The 16,021-nt window shown below is 69.5% G+C and carries 13 protein-coding genes; 7 read left to right on the top strand and 6 right to left on the bottom strand.

Annotated features, from left to right (window positions below; translation table 11 throughout):
- Window positions 1–356 precede the first annotated feature (356 nt).
- Complete coding sequence (locus AC07F0_RS05385) at window positions 357–1,208, bottom strand: MBL fold metallo-hydrolase (protein WP_478974514.1); 852 nt, start codon at window positions 1,206–1,208, stop codon at window positions 357–359.
- A gap of 407 nt (window positions 1,209–1,615) precedes the next feature.
- Window positions 1,616–2,383, bottom strand: coding sequence for an ATP-binding cassette domain-containing protein (locus AC07F0_RS05380; RefSeq protein WP_478974980.1), 768 nt, complete (start codon window positions 2,381–2,383; stop codon window positions 1,616–1,618).
- A gap of 269 nt (window positions 2,384–2,652) precedes the next feature.
- Here AC07F0_RS05380 and AC07F0_RS05375 point away from each other — a divergent pair, with 269 nt between their 5' ends.
- Together AC07F0_RS05375 and AC07F0_RS05370 are read left to right on the top strand one after the other, a co-directional pair.
- Complete coding sequence (locus AC07F0_RS05375) at window positions 2,653–3,693, top strand: substrate-binding domain-containing protein (protein WP_478974511.1); 1,041 nt, start codon at window positions 2,653–2,655, stop codon at window positions 3,691–3,693.
- Between the two features lie 40 nt (window positions 3,694–3,733).
- Complete coding sequence (locus AC07F0_RS05370; protein ID WP_478974509.1) at window positions 3,734–4,756, top strand: ABC transporter permease; 1,023 nt, start codon at window positions 3,734–3,736, stop codon at window positions 4,754–4,756.
- A gap of 111 nt (window positions 4,757–4,867) precedes the next feature.
- Here AC07F0_RS05370 and AC07F0_RS05365 read toward each other — a convergent pair whose 3' ends face one another.
- Window positions 4,868–5,674, bottom strand: coding sequence for a calcium-binding protein (locus AC07F0_RS05365; RefSeq protein ID WP_478974507.1), 807 nt, complete (start codon window positions 5,672–5,674; stop codon window positions 4,868–4,870).
- A 119-nt stretch (window positions 5,675–5,793) separates the two neighbouring features.
- Window positions 5,794–5,961 (bottom strand): hypothetical protein, encoded by a 168-nt coding sequence (locus AC07F0_RS05360; protein ID WP_478974504.1) that lies wholly within the window; start codon window positions 5,959–5,961, stop codon window positions 5,794–5,796.
- Window positions 5,962–6,373: 412 nt separating this feature from the next.
- Between AC07F0_RS05360 and AC07F0_RS05355 the strand changes: the two genes are divergently transcribed.
- The gene (locus tag AC07F0_RS05355; RefSeq protein ID WP_478974501.1) at window positions 6,374–9,349 is read left to right on the top strand and encodes a GH59 galactosidase; all 2,976 of its coding nucleotides are present in this window, start codon (window positions 6,374–6,376) and stop codon (window positions 9,347–9,349) included.
- Window positions 9,350–9,513: 164 nt separating this feature from the next.
- Here AC07F0_RS05355 and AC07F0_RS05350 read toward each other — a convergent pair whose 3' ends face one another.
- A complete protein-coding gene (locus AC07F0_RS05350; protein ID WP_478974498.1) occupies window positions 9,514–10,623 on the bottom strand; it encodes a hypothetical protein in 1,110 nt (369 codons plus the stop codon).
- Window positions 10,624–11,049: 426 nt separating this feature from the next.
- On the opposite strand from AC07F0_RS05350, the gene AC07F0_RS05345 reads away from it, so the two are divergent.
- From AC07F0_RS05345 to AC07F0_RS05330, 4 genes are read left to right on the top strand one after another with little or no spacing between them, the layout of a single operon-like run.
- Window positions 11,050–11,892: an SDR family oxidoreductase gene (locus AC07F0_RS05345; RefSeq protein ID WP_436729121.1), complete on the top strand. Its 843-nt coding sequence runs from the start codon at window positions 11,050–11,052 to the stop codon at window positions 11,890–11,892.
- Window positions 11,893–11,933: 41 nt separating this feature from the next.
- On the top strand, window positions 11,934–13,010 hold the full coding sequence (locus AC07F0_RS05340; protein ID WP_478974495.1) for a type I phosphomannose isomerase catalytic subunit: 1,077 nt from the start codon (window positions 11,934–11,936) through the stop codon (window positions 13,008–13,010).
- A gap of 21 nt (window positions 13,011–13,031) precedes the next feature.
- A complete protein-coding gene (locus AC07F0_RS05335; protein ID WP_478974492.1) occupies window positions 13,032–13,868 on the top strand; it encodes an alpha/beta fold hydrolase in 837 nt (278 codons plus the stop codon).
- The gene (locus AC07F0_RS05330) at window positions 13,865–14,740 is read left to right on the top strand and encodes a sugar phosphate isomerase/epimerase family protein (protein WP_478974489.1); all 876 of its coding nucleotides are present in this window, start codon (window positions 13,865–13,867) and stop codon (window positions 14,738–14,740) included. Before AC07F0_RS05335 ends, AC07F0_RS05330 begins: the two co-directional genes overlap by 4 nt.
- 166 nt (window positions 14,741–14,906) lie before the next feature.
- Here the strand turns inward: AC07F0_RS05330 and gap are convergent, their stop codons facing one another.
- A complete protein-coding gene (gap, locus tag AC07F0_RS05325) occupies window positions 14,907–15,905 on the bottom strand; it encodes a type I glyceraldehyde-3-phosphate dehydrogenase (RefSeq protein ID WP_478974486.1) in 999 nt (332 codons plus the stop codon).
- Window positions 15,906–16,021 lie beyond the last annotated feature (116 nt).

Here is a 16,021-nt window from a genome sequence, read left to right as displayed (position 1 = left end):
GGCCGCGGAGCGACGGGACGTCGACCGCGCCACCGCCGCGGCGACCGCCGCGCTGGGGGCGACGGTCTTCTCGGACGCCTTCACGAAGGGGGAGGCGCTGTCGCCGGAGGCAGCACACGCGCAGGCGCGGGCGTCGCGGATCCTGGCCGGCCGGCAGCAGGCGGCCCACGGAACGGACCCGGAGAACGAGGGATGACGTAAGGCCCGTCGTTTGGATCAGGTCGCGGAGGGGGCCGGGCGCATCCAGGCCGAACCGGCCCTGGCCGAGGACCGGCGGGAAGGGGTCATCGCCCACCCGCTCTTCAGCGACGAAGGGAACGGGCGACACCGGCGCAGCCTGATGTCCGGGAACACCGTCACGTGGCCGACGGCCGCGGCTGTTCCGGCGGGACTGCCCCCTCGGCTGTCGCCATCCACTGATCGAGGTCGGCCTGCGTGAACTCCGGCCATGGCGGAATCTCAGGAAGCTGACGGAGAAGGTCGAACGCCTCCGCCATCTGTGGCCCGCGGAGCACCGGCGAGTGGCAGCCGGCGATGACCTCGGCGTCCAGCCGCTGGAAGTCGTCCACCACTGCCTGGAACTTCCGGCCGTCCAGCCACGCGACCCAGGGCGAGACCAGGCGCCCGCCGAAGAACTGCCCGTCGCGGAACTCATCCGCGGACAGGCCGGCGATTTCAGGCATGGGAGTGGGCACGTTCGTCGCGAAGGTATCCACTGCCCACATGACATGGGTCTTCGGGTCGAAGAGGGCACGGGTGGTCGGGTTGTCGAACAACGGCGGCCGTTTGGCAACGAGCGTCCGGTCACCCACGTCCAACGTATCGCCGTCGATCATGAAGCGGCACCGGTTGATCGGCGTCTCCCACTCCTCGGCCATGCGCCCGATCGAGAACCAGGTCGTCAGCAGTGTCGCGTTCGGGCATGCCGCGAGAACCGCCAGGAGGTTGCCGGCGTGATCACGGTCGTCGTGAGTGAGGAAGATCCACCGCACGTCCAACGGATCCACCACGGACCACGCGGCCTCCAGCCACTGCGACCGCACCGCCGGTGCTCCCGTGTCCACGAGCACGGGCTCGGCTCCCCGGATCACCATCGAATTCATGGGGAAGTGGCCGACCGGCGGGGCTTCCAGGGCCCACGGGATGACGAACGTCTCCTCGGCGATCTTGTGTGGCTGCAGAAGATCGAAGGCTTCCATGGTTGCCATCGCTGCTCTCCCTCGAACGGAATCTGCGGCAGCGCAGGTACATCCAGTCGAACCCCATGGCACGCCATCGTCAAACGTAGACGAACACGTCCCCGGGGGTGCCCGGCGGACGGCGGTCCGAGGCGCGCGTCGTGACCGGCGCCGATCACCTCACAACGTTCGGCGTCGACTGCCCGGTCGGTCGGATCGGTCGGAGCGGTCCAGCTGGAACACCTCGGGGCCCTGTCCGGTCCGGGGACGACAGCCATCACCGAGCTGCCGCCCGCCGCGTTCCCGCACCTGACCGAGACAGCCGCGCGCCATCCTCCGGCGCCGTCGGGAAGGACCGGCGTGGCAGTCTGCCGGACGCGCGCGCCGCGAACGGTGGCCGCGTCGGCGTCGGAGCCCGGTCCGTCCGGGCCCGCTGTTCAGTCGTTGCTCGTGGCGCCGACGATGGCGGAGAAGATCCTGTCCTGCGATGTGGTCGGCACATGGAAGAAGCCGTTGTTGCGGCCCAGCCGCAACACCGCCGCCTCGTCCGCCACAGCCTTGACGTCTCCCAGGCTGTGGCTGATGAGAATCACCCCGATGCCCTGATCCCGGAGCGCGTCGACGAGGTCGAGGACATGGTTGGTCTGCGGGACGCCCAGCGCCGCGGTGGGCTCGTCCAGCAGGACGGCCTTCGGCCGGCCGAGAACCGCGCGGGCGATCGCCACGGTCTGCCGCTGGCCCGCGGACAGGGAGGCGATCGGAGCACGCACGTCGGGAACACGGATGCCCAGTGCGTCGAGCTGCCGTCGTGCCTCTCTGCGCATGCCCGCGTTGTCCAGCAAGCGGAACAGGCGGCCCCGGGCACCGGAGCACCGCTGCTCCCGCCCGAGGAAGAGGTTCTCGGCGACATCCAGGTCGTCGCACAGTGCCAGGTTCTGGTACACGGTCGCGATCCCCAGACGCTGGGCGATCCGGGGGGTCCTGATGTGGACGGGCCGGCCCTCCCACTCGATGACGCCCGCATCGGCGGGGTCGACACCCGCGACGACCTTGACGAGGGTGGACTTGCCGGCACCGTTGTCGCCCAGAAGGGCGACGATCTCGCCTCTGCGCAGCTCCAGGTCGACACCCTTGAGGGCTTGGACGGCACCGAATCGCTTGGAGACTTTGCGCAGTGACAGCAAGGGCGGCCCAGTCACGCGAATCTCACCTACTCCGCCCGCTCGCGGTGACGCCGCACCATGACCGGTGGGTCCCCGGCCACAGGCGAGTCCGCGCCCTTCTTGACAGAATCGAGATCTTTCGTACCGCATCCCCATCTTTCGCCCCCTTCAGGGCGGGCGCAACTCTCCGCTGGTCGGCCGCTGAAGGAGACCGAAACGGAATGCAGTGCCATATTTGCTGGCAAAGTCAGACATGGATGTGTGCCACAGAGGTTCCCGGACGCTGGACGCAGCGGAGGAGGGTGTCACCGATGGCGGACCATCACGCCGTCCGCAAGCGCAGCCGGCCACGGCCCCGCCGGCTCGTGGCCGTGCTTGTCCTGGTGGGCGCGCTGCTGCTCGGCGTCGCCGCCTGCAACGGGACTCAGGGCTCCACGGGAGGTGACGAGACCCGAAAGGTCACGATCGGTCTGGTGACCAAGACCGAGACCAATCCGTTCTTCGTGACCATGCGCAAGGCCGCCGCGGACGCGGCGAGGAAGAACGGCGCCGAGCTCATCGCGCTGGCCGGCAAGTTCGACGGCGACAACGAGGGCCAGGTCGCCGCGGTGGAGAGCCTCATCGCCCGCGATGTGCAGGGCATCCTGATCACGCCGTCGAACACGACGGGAATGCTGGGCGCCATCGCGCAAGCCCGGCGGCAGGGCATCCTGGTGATCGCGCTGGACAGCGCCACCGACCCGGACGACGCCGTGAACGCCACGTACGCGACCGACAACACCAAGGCCGGACGCCTCCAGGGCGCGTACGTCAGGGCCGCGCTCGCCGACCGGGCTCCCCAGCTGATCATGCTGGACGGTACGGAGGGCTCCTCGGTCAGCCGGCAGCGCCACGACGGGTTCCTCGAGGGCTTCCGGATCAAGGACGGATCACCGGTGATCCGCGGGCGGGCGAACACCAACGGCGATCGCAACCTGGCGCAGACCGCGACAGAGAACCTGCTGCAACGTACGACCGACGTGAACGCGGTCTACACCATCAACGAACCCGTGGCCGACGGCGCCTCGGCGGCCATCGCCGCACGCGGCCTCACCCGCCAGGTGACCATCGGCACCATCGACGGCGGGTGCGACGGCGTGCGGGCCGTCAGAGCCGGCAAGTACGCGGCCACCGTCATGCAGTTCCCGGTCAGGATGGCCGAGCAGGGCGTCGCCGCGGTCACCGAGTTCGCCGAGAGCGGGAAGACGCCGTCCGGCTTCACCGACACGGGTACGGAACTCATCACCGACAAGCCGGTACGGGGGCTGAAGTCCCACGACACGGACTGGGGACTCCAGCGGTGCTGGGGATGACCTTCGCGCACCGATCGGTGGAAGGAACCGGCAAAGGACCATGAGATCTCCCGGCACCACCAGCCCCGTCGGCCAGAGACAGCCGGGCACCCCGCTGCGGGAGGCGCTGCGTTACGCCCTGCGCACGCCTACGGTCGGCCCCCTCACCGCGCTGGCCGCCGCCGTACTGGTCTTCTCGCTCACGTCGGACACGTTCATGACGCCGGGGAACCTCTCCCTGGTACTGCAGCAGACCATCGTGATCGGCACCCTGGCGCTGGGACAGTCCCTGATCATCCTCACCGCGGGCATCGACCTGGCCAACGGGGCCATCGCGGTGCTCGGGACGATCGTCATGGGCAAGATCGTCTTCGAAGGGGGCAGTCCCGCGGCGGCGCTGCTGCTCGGCCTTCTCGTGGCGACCTTCCTCGGGCTCGTCAACGGCCTGCTCGTGGCCGGGCTGGAGCTGCCCCCCTTCATCGTCACCCTCGGCGCACTGAGCGTCGTCTACGCCACCAGCAGGCTCTACTCCGGTTCCCGCAACTATCCGGTCACCAGCGACCTGCTCGACTTCTGGGGGCATGGCGTCCACCTCGGCGGCGTACTCGTCACGTGGGGAACGTTCCTGCTCCTGGGCCTGTACGCGTTCTTCTGGTACGTGCTCACCAAGACGGGCTGGGGCCGGCACATCTACGCCGTCGGCGACGCACCCGAGTCCGCCCGCCTGACCGGTATCAACGTCCGGCGCACGATCCTGTCGGTCTACGTCATCGCCGGGCTCCTCTACGGCATCGCCGCCTGGCAGGCCCTCGGCCGCATCCCCAACGCCGACCCCAACACCTACCAGACCGCGAATCTCGAGAGCATCACCGCCGTCGTCATCGGCGGGACCAGTCTCTTCGGCGGCCGGGGAAGCGTCATCGGAACGCTGATCGGCGCGCTCATCGTCAACGTGCTCCGCTCCGGCCTCACCCAGGCCGGTATCGACAGCCTCTATCAGGACATCGCGACCGGCACCCTCGTGGTCGTCGCGGTCGGCGTGGACAAGGTCCTGCGCAGAGGCGGCAGACGCGGCAGACGCTGACACCGAGCACCGGCACGGCGGCCCGCCGGGGCGGCCGGCCGGCGGCGAGAACGGCTGCAGCCCCAGGTCGGCGGCCTGGGGCTGCAGCCGGAACGGAGGGCGACGTTCGGGTTATTGCACGTCCACGAAGTCACCGGTCGCCTTGACGGCCGGAGTAGTGGAGGTCCCTGCGAAGTTCCAGCGCCAGTAGCCGTCTTCGGAGGCGGTGACCGTGGTCGACAGGTTGCCGGTGCTGGACGTGTACACGGTCTTGATGGTCGTGTAGGTCGTAGTGCCGGCCTTGCGGAACTGGAGCTTGACCGGCTGGTTGGTGTAGCCCCGGTAATCGAGGTTGTCCCAGTCGGCCCGGCTGAGCCTGCCGGTGACGGTGAGGGTATTGCCCCTGGCAGTCGGTTCCGGGCCTGCGTTCACGGTGAGTTGGGACTGCCGCTGCAGACGGGTCGTGGTGTAGCTCGCCGTGTGGGTCCAGCTGTCGTCATTGGCCACCCCCTGCACACTGACCTTCCAGGTGCCGGCGTGGGCGTTGGTGAGCGCGGTGCCGCCGTACTTCCAGTCCGGTTCCAGGGAGATCGTCTGCGAGCAGGTGGAGGTGGTGGCACTCGAGGCGACGCAGTCCGCATGGGAGTAGTACTGGTTCGACACGATGCGGTCGTCGTAGGTCTCGTAGGGGTTCGCACCATCCGGTCCGCGCCACAGGACGAAGTCCGCGTCCTGGATGCCCGACGGGTGGGTGAAGGTCCCCGAAACCGTGATCGTCTTGGCGTAGAGACCGACCACGATGTTCTTGCCACCGTCGAAGGAAACGCCGCTGACTTGGACGTCGGTCTGGGTCTCGCCCGCGTAGGCACCGGGGGCGGCGGTATAACCGGCCAGCGCGGCGACGGCACTGAGCAGAGCAAAGGCAGCGCGCTTGCGCATGTATCTCCTTCACAGAGGGAAGAGTGGGAACCCGCCGAGCGGGAGCGGCGGGGCAGTCGAAGCCGGTCAGGGACCGGTGACTGACGTGATCGGGTACGGGAAGGTCTCCTGCTGCCAGATCACCGCGAGCCGGGTGGTCGGGCGGGGGCCGGCCTGGGGTACGCGGCCGTCCGCCGGACCACCGCCGGGTCGCCGGTGTCGTCGGAGGCGGTCTCCGGCCAGGACGGCGCGGCACCGTCGGGCGCCAGGGTGCGCATCGCCGCCACCGCACCGTTCGTGGTCTTCACTCTGACGCTTCACCGAACGCCGATGACGTGCTGCACGCCGAGCCACCCTCATCCCCCAGTTTCCCGTGACGTGGGCACAGCCGTCACAGGCCGCCCCCAACATTCAGCGCACCTGCACGCTCGAACGTCACATGCGTACGGACGGACATGAGCGGTCCTGATCAGCGTCGCCTTCCCCAAGGGCTGCCCAGCACGGGCCATGGCGCTGTTGTGTCTGATCGGCGATTCCGGCACCGGCAGGGCTGTGCACGCGCAAGCACACCCGACTTGGCCCCCTCAATTGCCATGAGGTGCACGGGGATTGACGTAGAAATCGCTTACCACCTACGGTCCTTCCGGAATCGCGGACACCTTTCGGAATCTCGAACGTCTGGCGTCGGTACGCCCTACGGGAACAAGGAGTCGAAGCGGAATGGGCCCACAGCGAAGACTCGGCTGGCTGTCGCTCGCCGCGGCAACCAGCATGGCACTCGCGGCCGGAGTGATCACCGCACCCGCCGCCCACACCGCGGACGATCCCGTGGAGGTCGTGGTCAACGGGGACGACGTTCGCGCCGACAACGTCAACGGTTTGACCTACAAGGGCCTCGGCGTGCTCAGTTGCAACAGCACGAGCAACCTGCTGATGGACTACAAGGCGGAGCACCCCGGCCGGTACTGGGAGCTCATCCGCGTGCTGTTCGGTGGAAGGAACCCCCTGATCAACCATGTCAAGGTCGAGATGGGTTCGGACACGAACACGTCGACCGGTTCCGACCCGGCGACCATGCGCACAGCGGACGAACTCGCCGACGCGTCGCGCTCCCCGGGCTTCCAACTGGCAGCGGACGCCAAGACGGTCAACCCGAAGCTCAAGGTCTCGATTCTCCGTTGGGTCATGCCCCGATGGGTTCAGAACGAATGGAACAAGGGCACCGGCTCCGACGAGATGTACAAGTGGTACAAGGAGACGATTCTCGACGCCTACGAGAAATACGGGTACATGGTCGACTACGTCGACCCGGACACGAACGAGACGCGGGATCCGGACGAGGCCTTCATCAAGTGGTACAAGAAGGCGATCCTGACCGACACGGACTTCGCTGACCCCCGCTACGGCATCCCGGCGAAAAAGCGGGAGAAGGCCGAGAAGGCCTACCACAGCATAAAGATCATCGCCGCTGACGAGAACAACACCCTCAATTTCGGGCCGTCGATGCTCAGCGACGCGGAACTCTTCGGCATGGTCGACGCGGTGGGCTACCACTACACCACCGAGGACCGGCACGACGGCCCCGCCGGCAGCGACACCAACCTGCCGTACACGAGGCTGGCGACCGGTGAGAACAAGTACGGCGAGGACAAGGAAGTCTGGTACAGCGAAGGAGTCGGCTCCTTCGGCTACACCGACTACCGCGTCAACAACACCGAGGGTCCGAACGGAACGAGCACCGGTATCGGCGGCGTACAGAGCGCCCTCGATCTCGCGAACCGTTCCGTCAAGAGCTACGCCAACTCGAAGCGGACGCACTACATCTTCCAGCCGGCGATCGGCTCCTTCTACGAAGGCGCGCAGTACAGCCACAAGGAACTCGTCAGCGCGCGTGACCCGTGGTCGGGCCACCTCCACTACGACGCGGCCGTCTATGTGATGCAGCACTTCACCCAGTTCGCCAAGACCGGCTGGGAGAACGACACGAACACGGCGGGCATCTGGCGCACCGTGCCGGAGGCCAGTTACAGCGGGGTGAGCGGCACCGAGAACGTCGACGGCTCGAACGGGGCCCCGAGTTACATGACGCTCGCGGACCCCCGTAAGAAGGACTTCTCCACGATCGTCGTCAACGACAGCGACCAGCCCAAGACCTACCGGATCACATCCGAGAACATGCGTCTCGGTGCCGACCCGACCATGGAGATCTGGGAAACCCGCGCAGCGGACCCGGGCCGGCCCTACGACGCGAACTTCAAGCGCCTCGTCGACGAGATCCGGCCCGGCGGCGCCGGGTACTACAGCTACACGGTCAAGCCGAGGTCGATAGTGACCTTGACGACGCTCGACAAGAGCCACGACAAGGCGACGAAGCAACGCCTGCCCGAGTCCCGGGACCGCACGGTGCTGGACACCGACGCGACCGGCAAGAAGCACAACACCCGCGACAACGTCCTGTACGCCGACGACTTCGGGTACGAGGAGGAGGGCAGGGTCCAGGTCGGCACCGGCGACGGCGCGCACAAGACGTCCCAGCCCTACCTGAGGTCGCGCGGCAATCAGCCTCGCTACATGGTCGACCAGACCGGCGCCTGGGAGGTCGGTGAGGACGCGAGCGGCAACAACGTCCTGTACCAGTACATGGACCAGTCCATGAAGGACACCGGCGCCTGGAACCGCCACACCCCGAACACGACGGTCGGCGACTTCCGCTGGGAGAACTACCGGGCCACGGTCGACGTCTCGTTCCCGGACCCGGACGGCGGACTCGCCGCCCTGGGCGTCCGTCAGCAGAAGGGCATGGCGATCAGCGACGCCGCCTACAACGTGCGCATCGGACCGACCGGCGCCTGGACGTTCTACGAATACGGCACGGCCGTCGCGTCGGGAACGGTCGCGGCATCCGACGGCTACCGCCTCGCCATCGAGGCGAAGGGCGGGACGATCACGACCTACATCGACGGCAGGGCCGTCTCCACGTACCAGGACCCGACTCCGCAGACCGAGGGCCGCGTCAAGCTCGGATCCGACTTCCACAAGACGGCGTTCGACAACCTGAAGGTCGAGAAGATCGACGGGTACACGCCCTACGCCCGCGCACAGCTCGACAACATGGACAGCTCGGTCACCTACGACGGCACGTGGAGCAGGAAGGCCGCCTTCGGCGACGCGATGGACTGGTACCGGTCGACGTCGACCGGCACGACCGCCGGCTCGTCGTTCACCGTCCCGTTCACCGGCACGGGCATCGACGTCATCGGCGGCAACGACGGCACCGCCGTCTTCGACGTCTACGTCGACGGAAAGCTGATCGCACGGGACGCGAAGACGGCCGCGACCGACAAGCGCCTCGCGACGTACGCGCTCCGCGGTCTGCCCGACGGCGCCCACACGGCGAGGTTCGTCCTCACGTCCGGAAAAATCGTTCTCGACGCGTTCAACGCCATCTCCGGGGACGTGGACAGTACTGTGGACACGGCACCGATCCGGGACGCCCTGGAGAGGATCGGACGTCCGGAGCGGACTGACTACACGGCCGACTCCTGGGCCCTGTTCGCCTCCACGTCGTCGGCGGCGAAGGCTGCCGTGGCGGGTCGGCACAAGGGCCTTGACGCCATCGGCGTCGAGCAGATCACGGACCGGCTCGAAGAGGCTCACGACCGGCTGGTGCGCGAGGACGGCACCGCCGCCTCGTAGGTGGCCTGGGCCTGCGGGCCCCGCGCGTTCGCCGTGAATGGTCAAGGGGCCGTAGCGGATTCCTCCGATACGGCCCTTTGTACCCGGAACGCCTTGTAGCGGCCCGAGGGGCGTACGGGCTCATGTCGCGTTGCCCGAGAGCGCGCCTTGGTGCGGTCCGTACGTCAGTCGGGGGGTGAGGTCGTGCGGCCGGCGGCCGTCCGCAGGGTCACGGTGGCCGTGACGCCCGCGAGGACGCCCCAGAGCAGTGCGGCGGTCACACCCTCACCGAGAACGGACGCCACGTTCAGCAGCCCCGAACGCATCTGCGTCCCGTCTGTCGCGATGCGCAGCGCCTGTTCGGCCAGCAGCCCGAGGACGATCGCGCAGACCCCGCCCGCCGCCATCGCCGGGACGGACACCCGGGTGAGCAGCCCGGGCAGCCACCGCAGGGCGCACCAGACCACGGCGAGGAGCAGGACGTCCCCGAGGCGGTACAGGAGCCAGTCGCCGAGCGGTGCGCCGGCCGGACCGGACCAGGCGCCGAGCAGCAGCCACTGGCGCAGCAGGTCACCCGGTTCGCCGAGCAGCCCGCCGCCCGTGAAGGCCGTCTGGAGCGTGGCGGCGTTCGACTGGTACGACAGGACGACCAGGGACACCGCGACCACCGCGGTTCCGGCGGTGGCTGCCAGCAGGGCGGCCCGCGCCGGAACGTCCTCGCGCGGCTGGGTCTCGGTGCCCTTCAGCGCCAGCCGCGCCACGAGCACCGTCCACGCCGCCGCGGCCAGCGCCACCGGCACCACGATCTGCCGACCGGCCGAGGAGAGGGAGGCCAGCTGCGGCAGGAACCGGTAACTGCCGTGCCCTCCGGCCGCGATGAGCCAAGGGGCCGACGCCGTCACCGCCAGGGTCGCCGACACCAGGCCCCAGGCCCACAGTGCCAGCAGGGTGGCCCAGGTCCGACCGCGCTCGGGGGGAAGCCGCCGCAGCAGCAGGAGCGCCCCGCCCGTGTAGAAGACGAACAGGGCGGCGAAGCGGATCTGGATCGCCGTGTGGTGCAGACCGAGATAGCGGGAGGCGTCGGTCCCGTCGGGATACCCGCCCGGGGTCTGGCCGGACGGTTCGTACGCCCAGGGCAGCAGCCAGCTCTGCAGGCGGGCGACGCCCTCGTAGCCGAGAAGACCGGTGGCGCCCTGAAGGCGCAGCGCGTCGGCGCTCGCCCCCGCCCACCACAGGAGCAGCGTCACCGTCAGCCCACCCGCCACCGCCGGTATCACCGCGCGCCGGTGTTCCATGCCTGCCCCCCCGTGTTCGCTTCGCTGCCGCCACGCGTCACCGTGACCCAGGGGACCTTATGCGACCGCGGTCACGTGCGGATCACATCCCCGCCTCGTCCTGCCCGCGCCCGCAGCGCGTCCTCCGCGCGGCCTCGATCTTCTCCGTGGGGTTGGACAGTGGGTCGGACAGTGCGGCTCCCTTGTTGCGCAGCGGGTCCGTGAGCGGTGCGTGCCCGGTTGCCCGCGGCTGGTGTGACTCTTCCCGGTGTGGCCCTGCAGGGGCTGGTTTCCGGCCAGGCGCCCCGGGTACCCCGGTCGGCGTGACAGGCGCACCGGCGCCCATCTCCTTGCTCGCGTTGACGCAGCCCTTCCGTTCGGGTTCGGCGGCGTACGCCTCCAGCCGGTGCAGTGATCCCCGCGATGAGAGAAGAGGGGGATTTCCCCATGTCCAAGCCCGCCCAGCAGCAACAGCCCCCGGGCACCGAAGCGGCCCTGCGGCCCCAGGCCGACCACGGTGAGCACAGCTACCGCGGATCGGGCCGCCTGGCCGGGAAGGCAGCGCTGATCACCGGGGGTGACAGCGGCATCGGCAAGGCCGTCGCGATCGCCTACGCCCGCGAGGGTGCCGATGTGCTCCTCTCGCACCTGGACGAGGAGGAGGACGACGCCCGCGACACGGCGCGCTGGGTGGAGGAGGCCGGCCGCCAGGCGGTTCTGGTGCCCGGTGATCTGAGCGATCCCGCCCACTGCCGGGAGGTGGTGGCGCGGGCCGTCGAGGCGTTCGGCCGCATCGACGTCCTGGTCAGCAACGCGGCGTTCCAGATGTTCCGCGACTCGATCGAGGAGATCCCGGACGAGGAGTGGGACCACACCCTGGCGACCAATCTCAGCGCCATGTTCCACCTCTGCAAGGCGGCGGTGCCGCACATGAAGTCGGGCGCGTCGATCATCGCGTCCAGCTCGGTGAACTCCGACACGCCGCCGCCGGGCCTGCTGGCGTACAACGCGACGAAGGCGGGTCTGGCCAACATGGTCGGCTCCCTGTCCCAGTCGCTCGCCGAGCGGGGCATCCGGGTCAACAGCGTCGCCCCGGGGCCCATCTGGACGCCGCTGATCCCCGCCACGATGCCGCCCGAGCAGGTCGAGGACTTCGGCGGGCGGACACCGCTGGGACGCGCCGGGCAGCCGGCCGAACTCGCCCCCGTGTACGTCATGCTCGCCTCGGACGAGGCCGCGTACGTCTCGGGCGCGCGCATCGCCGTCACCGGCGGCCAGCCCATTCTCTGACACCCCGCCAGGAACCTCGCCATGAGCAACCAGGAGTGACCGTGGACTGGTACCCCTTGCGGCTGACCACCCCGGTCAAGCAGCACGTCTTCGGCGGCCGGGCCCTCGCCGAGCGGCTGGGACGTACCGGTCTGCCCGACGGTCCGGTCGCCGAGACCTGGGAGGTCAGCGACGTGGACGGCGAGGGAGCACGGGTCGCGGACGGCTCGCTGGCCGGCCACACCCTGCGCCGGCTCGTCGAGGAGCACCCCGACGAACTCGTGGGGCGCGGGTGGCGCGGCCCGCGGTTCCCGGTGCTGACCAAGTTCATCGACGGAACCGGTGCCCTCCCGGTCCATCTGCACGCCGATGACGACACCGCACGCCGGCTGGAGGGCGAGCCCCACGGCAAGACCGAGGCGTGGCACGTCCCCGACGCGGCCCCGGGAGCCACCGCCCTGGTGGGGACGAAGGCCGGTGTGGACCGGGACACGCTGCACCGGGCCCTGCTCGCACAGGACTTCGACGCGGTCATGCGCCGGCTTCCGGTGCGGGCCGGGCAGACCGTCTACGTGCCTGGCGGCACCCTGCACAGTTTCGGCCCCGGCACCCTCGTCTACGAGATCGAGCAGACCTCCGACATCCAGCAGCACGCCATGCGCCGGCACATGGAGGACGGCTCGGAACTGGACGACGAGGAGTGGCATACCAACCTCGGGCGACTGCTCGATGAGTGGCGGCCCGGTCCACGCCCCGAGTTCCACTCCGGCCTGAGCGTCCAGGTCGACGACGCGGTGGAGCGCACCGTGCTGTGCGCCGGCCCGTACTTCGCCCTGGAGCGGTGGCGGGTGGGCACCAGCGCCCCACTGGTGCACGACTTCTCCGCCGCGCTGGTCGTCAGCAACGCCGGTGCCCCGGTCACCGTGGAGTCCGGTGGCCGGTCCGAGCGGCTCGGGCGGGCCCGGAGCCTGCTGCTGCCCGCGGCGCTGGGCCGCGTACGCATCCAGGGGCCGGCCGATGTCCTCCTCGGCTACCTGCCCGACCTGGAACACGACATCCGCGGGCCGCTGCTCGCGGCCGGGCACGGGGCCGCCGCCGTGGCCGCGCTCGGTGAGGGCCTGACCGACCCACGCACGTAGAAGGCACGCAGAAGGAGCTCCATGGGCACCATCACCACCAGCGACGACGTCACCCTCCACTACGAGGAACAGGGCACCGGCCCCCCTCTCGTGCTGATCCACGGCTGGGGCTTCAGCGGCCGCTTCTTCACCCGCAACCTGGAGGCCCTGGCCGAACACGCCCGCGTCATCACCGTCGATCTGCGCGGCCACGGCGACTCCGGCAAACCCCGCCACGGCTACCGCGTGCCGAGGCTGGCCAAGGACCTGTTCGACCTCCTCGAAGAACTCGACCTGCACGAGGTCACCGTCCTGGGCTGGTCACTGGGCTGCCCGGTCATCTGGAGCTATCTCGAACTCTTCGGCAGCCACCGCCTGGCTCGCGCGGTGTACGTCGAGCAGGCACCCCGCCAGTACTACGCACCGGACTGGCCGCACGCACACGCCACCTGCTATGACGAGCCCTCCCTGGCCGCCCTGCAGACCCAGCTCACCTGCGATCCCCCGGCCTTCGACGAAGACCAGATCCGCACCGTCTTCGCCACCGAACCCACCCCGCGGGAGAGGGAGTTGCTCCTGGCCGAGATGGCCAAGTCACCCGCTTCCGCACGCAATGCGCTGATGGCCGACCACACCCGCCACGACTGGCGCGACCTGCTGCCCACGATCCGGCTGCCCAGCCTGGTCCTGGTGGCACGTCAGGACCGGGTGTTCCCGTGGCAGGGCCCCGCTTGGGTCGGCGACGCGCTCCCGGGCGCCCGGACCGTCTTCTTCGAGCACAGCGGCCACGCGCTGTTCTTCGACGAGCCGGAGAAGTTCCACCGGACGGTCACCGGGTTCCTGGCCGACAGCAGGCACGACGCGGACGTACTCGTATGACTCTCACGGACAGCACCACGCCCCCCCTCGCCTTCCCCTACGGCGTCAACCAGTTCACCACCATGCCCTGGTCCTTCGAGGAGGATCTGACGCACTACGCCGACCTCGGTGTCGAAGCGATCGAGCTGTGCGAGACCAAACTCCACGACGACCATGACCGCGCCGAGGCGCAACTCGCCTCGGTCGCCGAGTCGGGACTGCCGATCAGCTCGGTCCAGCCCGTCGTACGGACCGTGTTCCCGAGCGAGACCCAGCCGGGCCCCACCGCCCGGCGCGACCGGTTGGACCGCTTCCGCCGCAGCGTGGAGCTGATCGCACCGTTCGCCCCGGGCGCGGTCTTCGTCACGAACACCGGGCCGGCGCCCGGCGGGAACCTGCACGAGGCGATCCGTCAGGTCGTCACCCACCACCGCGAACTGGCGGACATCGCCGCCGACCACGGCGTACGCATCGCGCTGGAACCCCTCAACCCCGTGCTGCTCAACACGGAGACCGCCATCTGGACCTACCGGCAGGCGCTCGACATCGTCCAGGAAGTCGACCGCGAGAACGTGGGCGTCTGCCTCGACCTGTGGAACCTGTGGCAGGACCCGGACCTCGTCCCCCGGCTCGCCGACGCTCCCGACCGCCTGTTCCTGCTCCAGGCCAGCGACTGGCGCACCCCGCGCTCACGGATGGACCGGCGCGGCATCGGCACCGGTGACATCCCGGTGGGCCGACTGCTGCACGCCGTCCACGGCGTCGGCTATCGCGGCCCCTGCGTCCTGGAGATCTTCTCCGACAACGTGCCGGACTCGCTCTACGAGACGGACCTGGACGAGCTCCTGCGCGCCAACCGGACGGCCCTCGAGTCGGCTTGGCGGACCGGCTGAGCGCGGGCGGGAGCGGGACCAGCGCCGACCGTCGGACGGGTCGTCCGGCCGTGCTCGCACGCCTGCCTCAGGCGCCGCTCGTGCGCGGGGCGGCCGTCGTGTTTCCGTCGCGGGGGTCGGCCTCTTCACGTCTTCCGTCGACCGAGGCGAGGAGGGAAAGACGCGGTCAGCGGGTGGCGAGGAGCTCCAGTGTGTCGATCACGCGGTTCGAGAAGCCCCACTCGTTGTCGTACCAGGCGACCACCTTGACGTGGCGGCCCTCGACGCGGGTGAGGGCCGAGTCGAAGATCGACGAGGCCGGATTGCCCGTGATGTCGGACGACACGAGCGGGTCCTCCGAGTACTCGAGGACGCCCGCGAGCGGCCCCTGAGCCGCGGCCCGGTACGCCGCCAGCACGTCGTCGCGCGTCACGTCCCGGGCGACGGTCGTGTTGAGTTCGACGATCGAGCCCACCGGCACCGGTACGCGGATCGAGTCGCCCGACAGCTTGCCGTCGAGGTTCGGCAGCACCAGGCCGATCGCCTTGGCGGCGCCGGTCGTGGTCGGCACGATGTTGACGCCGGCGGCCCGGGCGCGGCGGGCGTCACGGTGCGGACCGTCCTGCAGGTTCTGCTCCTGCGTGTAGGCGTGCACCGTCGTCATGAACCCGTGCTCGATACCGGCGAGTTCGTCGAGCACCTTGGCCAGCGGCGCGAGCGCGTTGGTGGTGCAGGAGGCGTTCGAGACGATCGTGTGCAGCTCCGGGTCGTAGGCGTCGGTGTTGACCCCGAACGCGAGTGTGACGTCGGCGCCGTCCGACGGCGCGCTGACCAGGACCTTCTTCGCGCCCGCGTCGAGGTGGGAGCGGGCGGCCTTGGCCGAGGTGAAGCGGCCGGTGGCTTCTAGGACGATGTCGACGCCGAGCTCGGCCCACGGCAGCTGCGCCGGTTCGCGCTCGGCCGTCACCGTGATCCGGCGGCCGTCGACGACCAGGGCGTTGCCGTCGGCGGTCACCGGCCGTCCGAGCCGGCCGGCCGTGCTGTCGTAGGCGAGCAGCCGGGCGAGCGTGGCGGGCTCCGTCAGGTCGTTGACGGCGACGACCTCGAGGGCGCTGTCGCGCTCCAGCAGGGCGCGCAGCACATTGCGTCCGATGCGGCCGAATCCGTTGATGGCGATGCGAGTCATGAGTGGTGTCCCTTCCCTTCCCCACCAGGCTCGCCCGCGGCTCGCGCCGCTGACAGTGGCGGGATCGCCACGGTTCAAAAGGATCCCGCCACGGATTCCGCCACGCCCCTGCGCGG

The organism is Streptomyces sp. NPDC045955 (assembly GCF_056430805.1).
The sequence above is the reverse complement of the archived record's forward strand: the minus strand, read 5'-3'. Positions and strand labels throughout refer to the sequence as shown.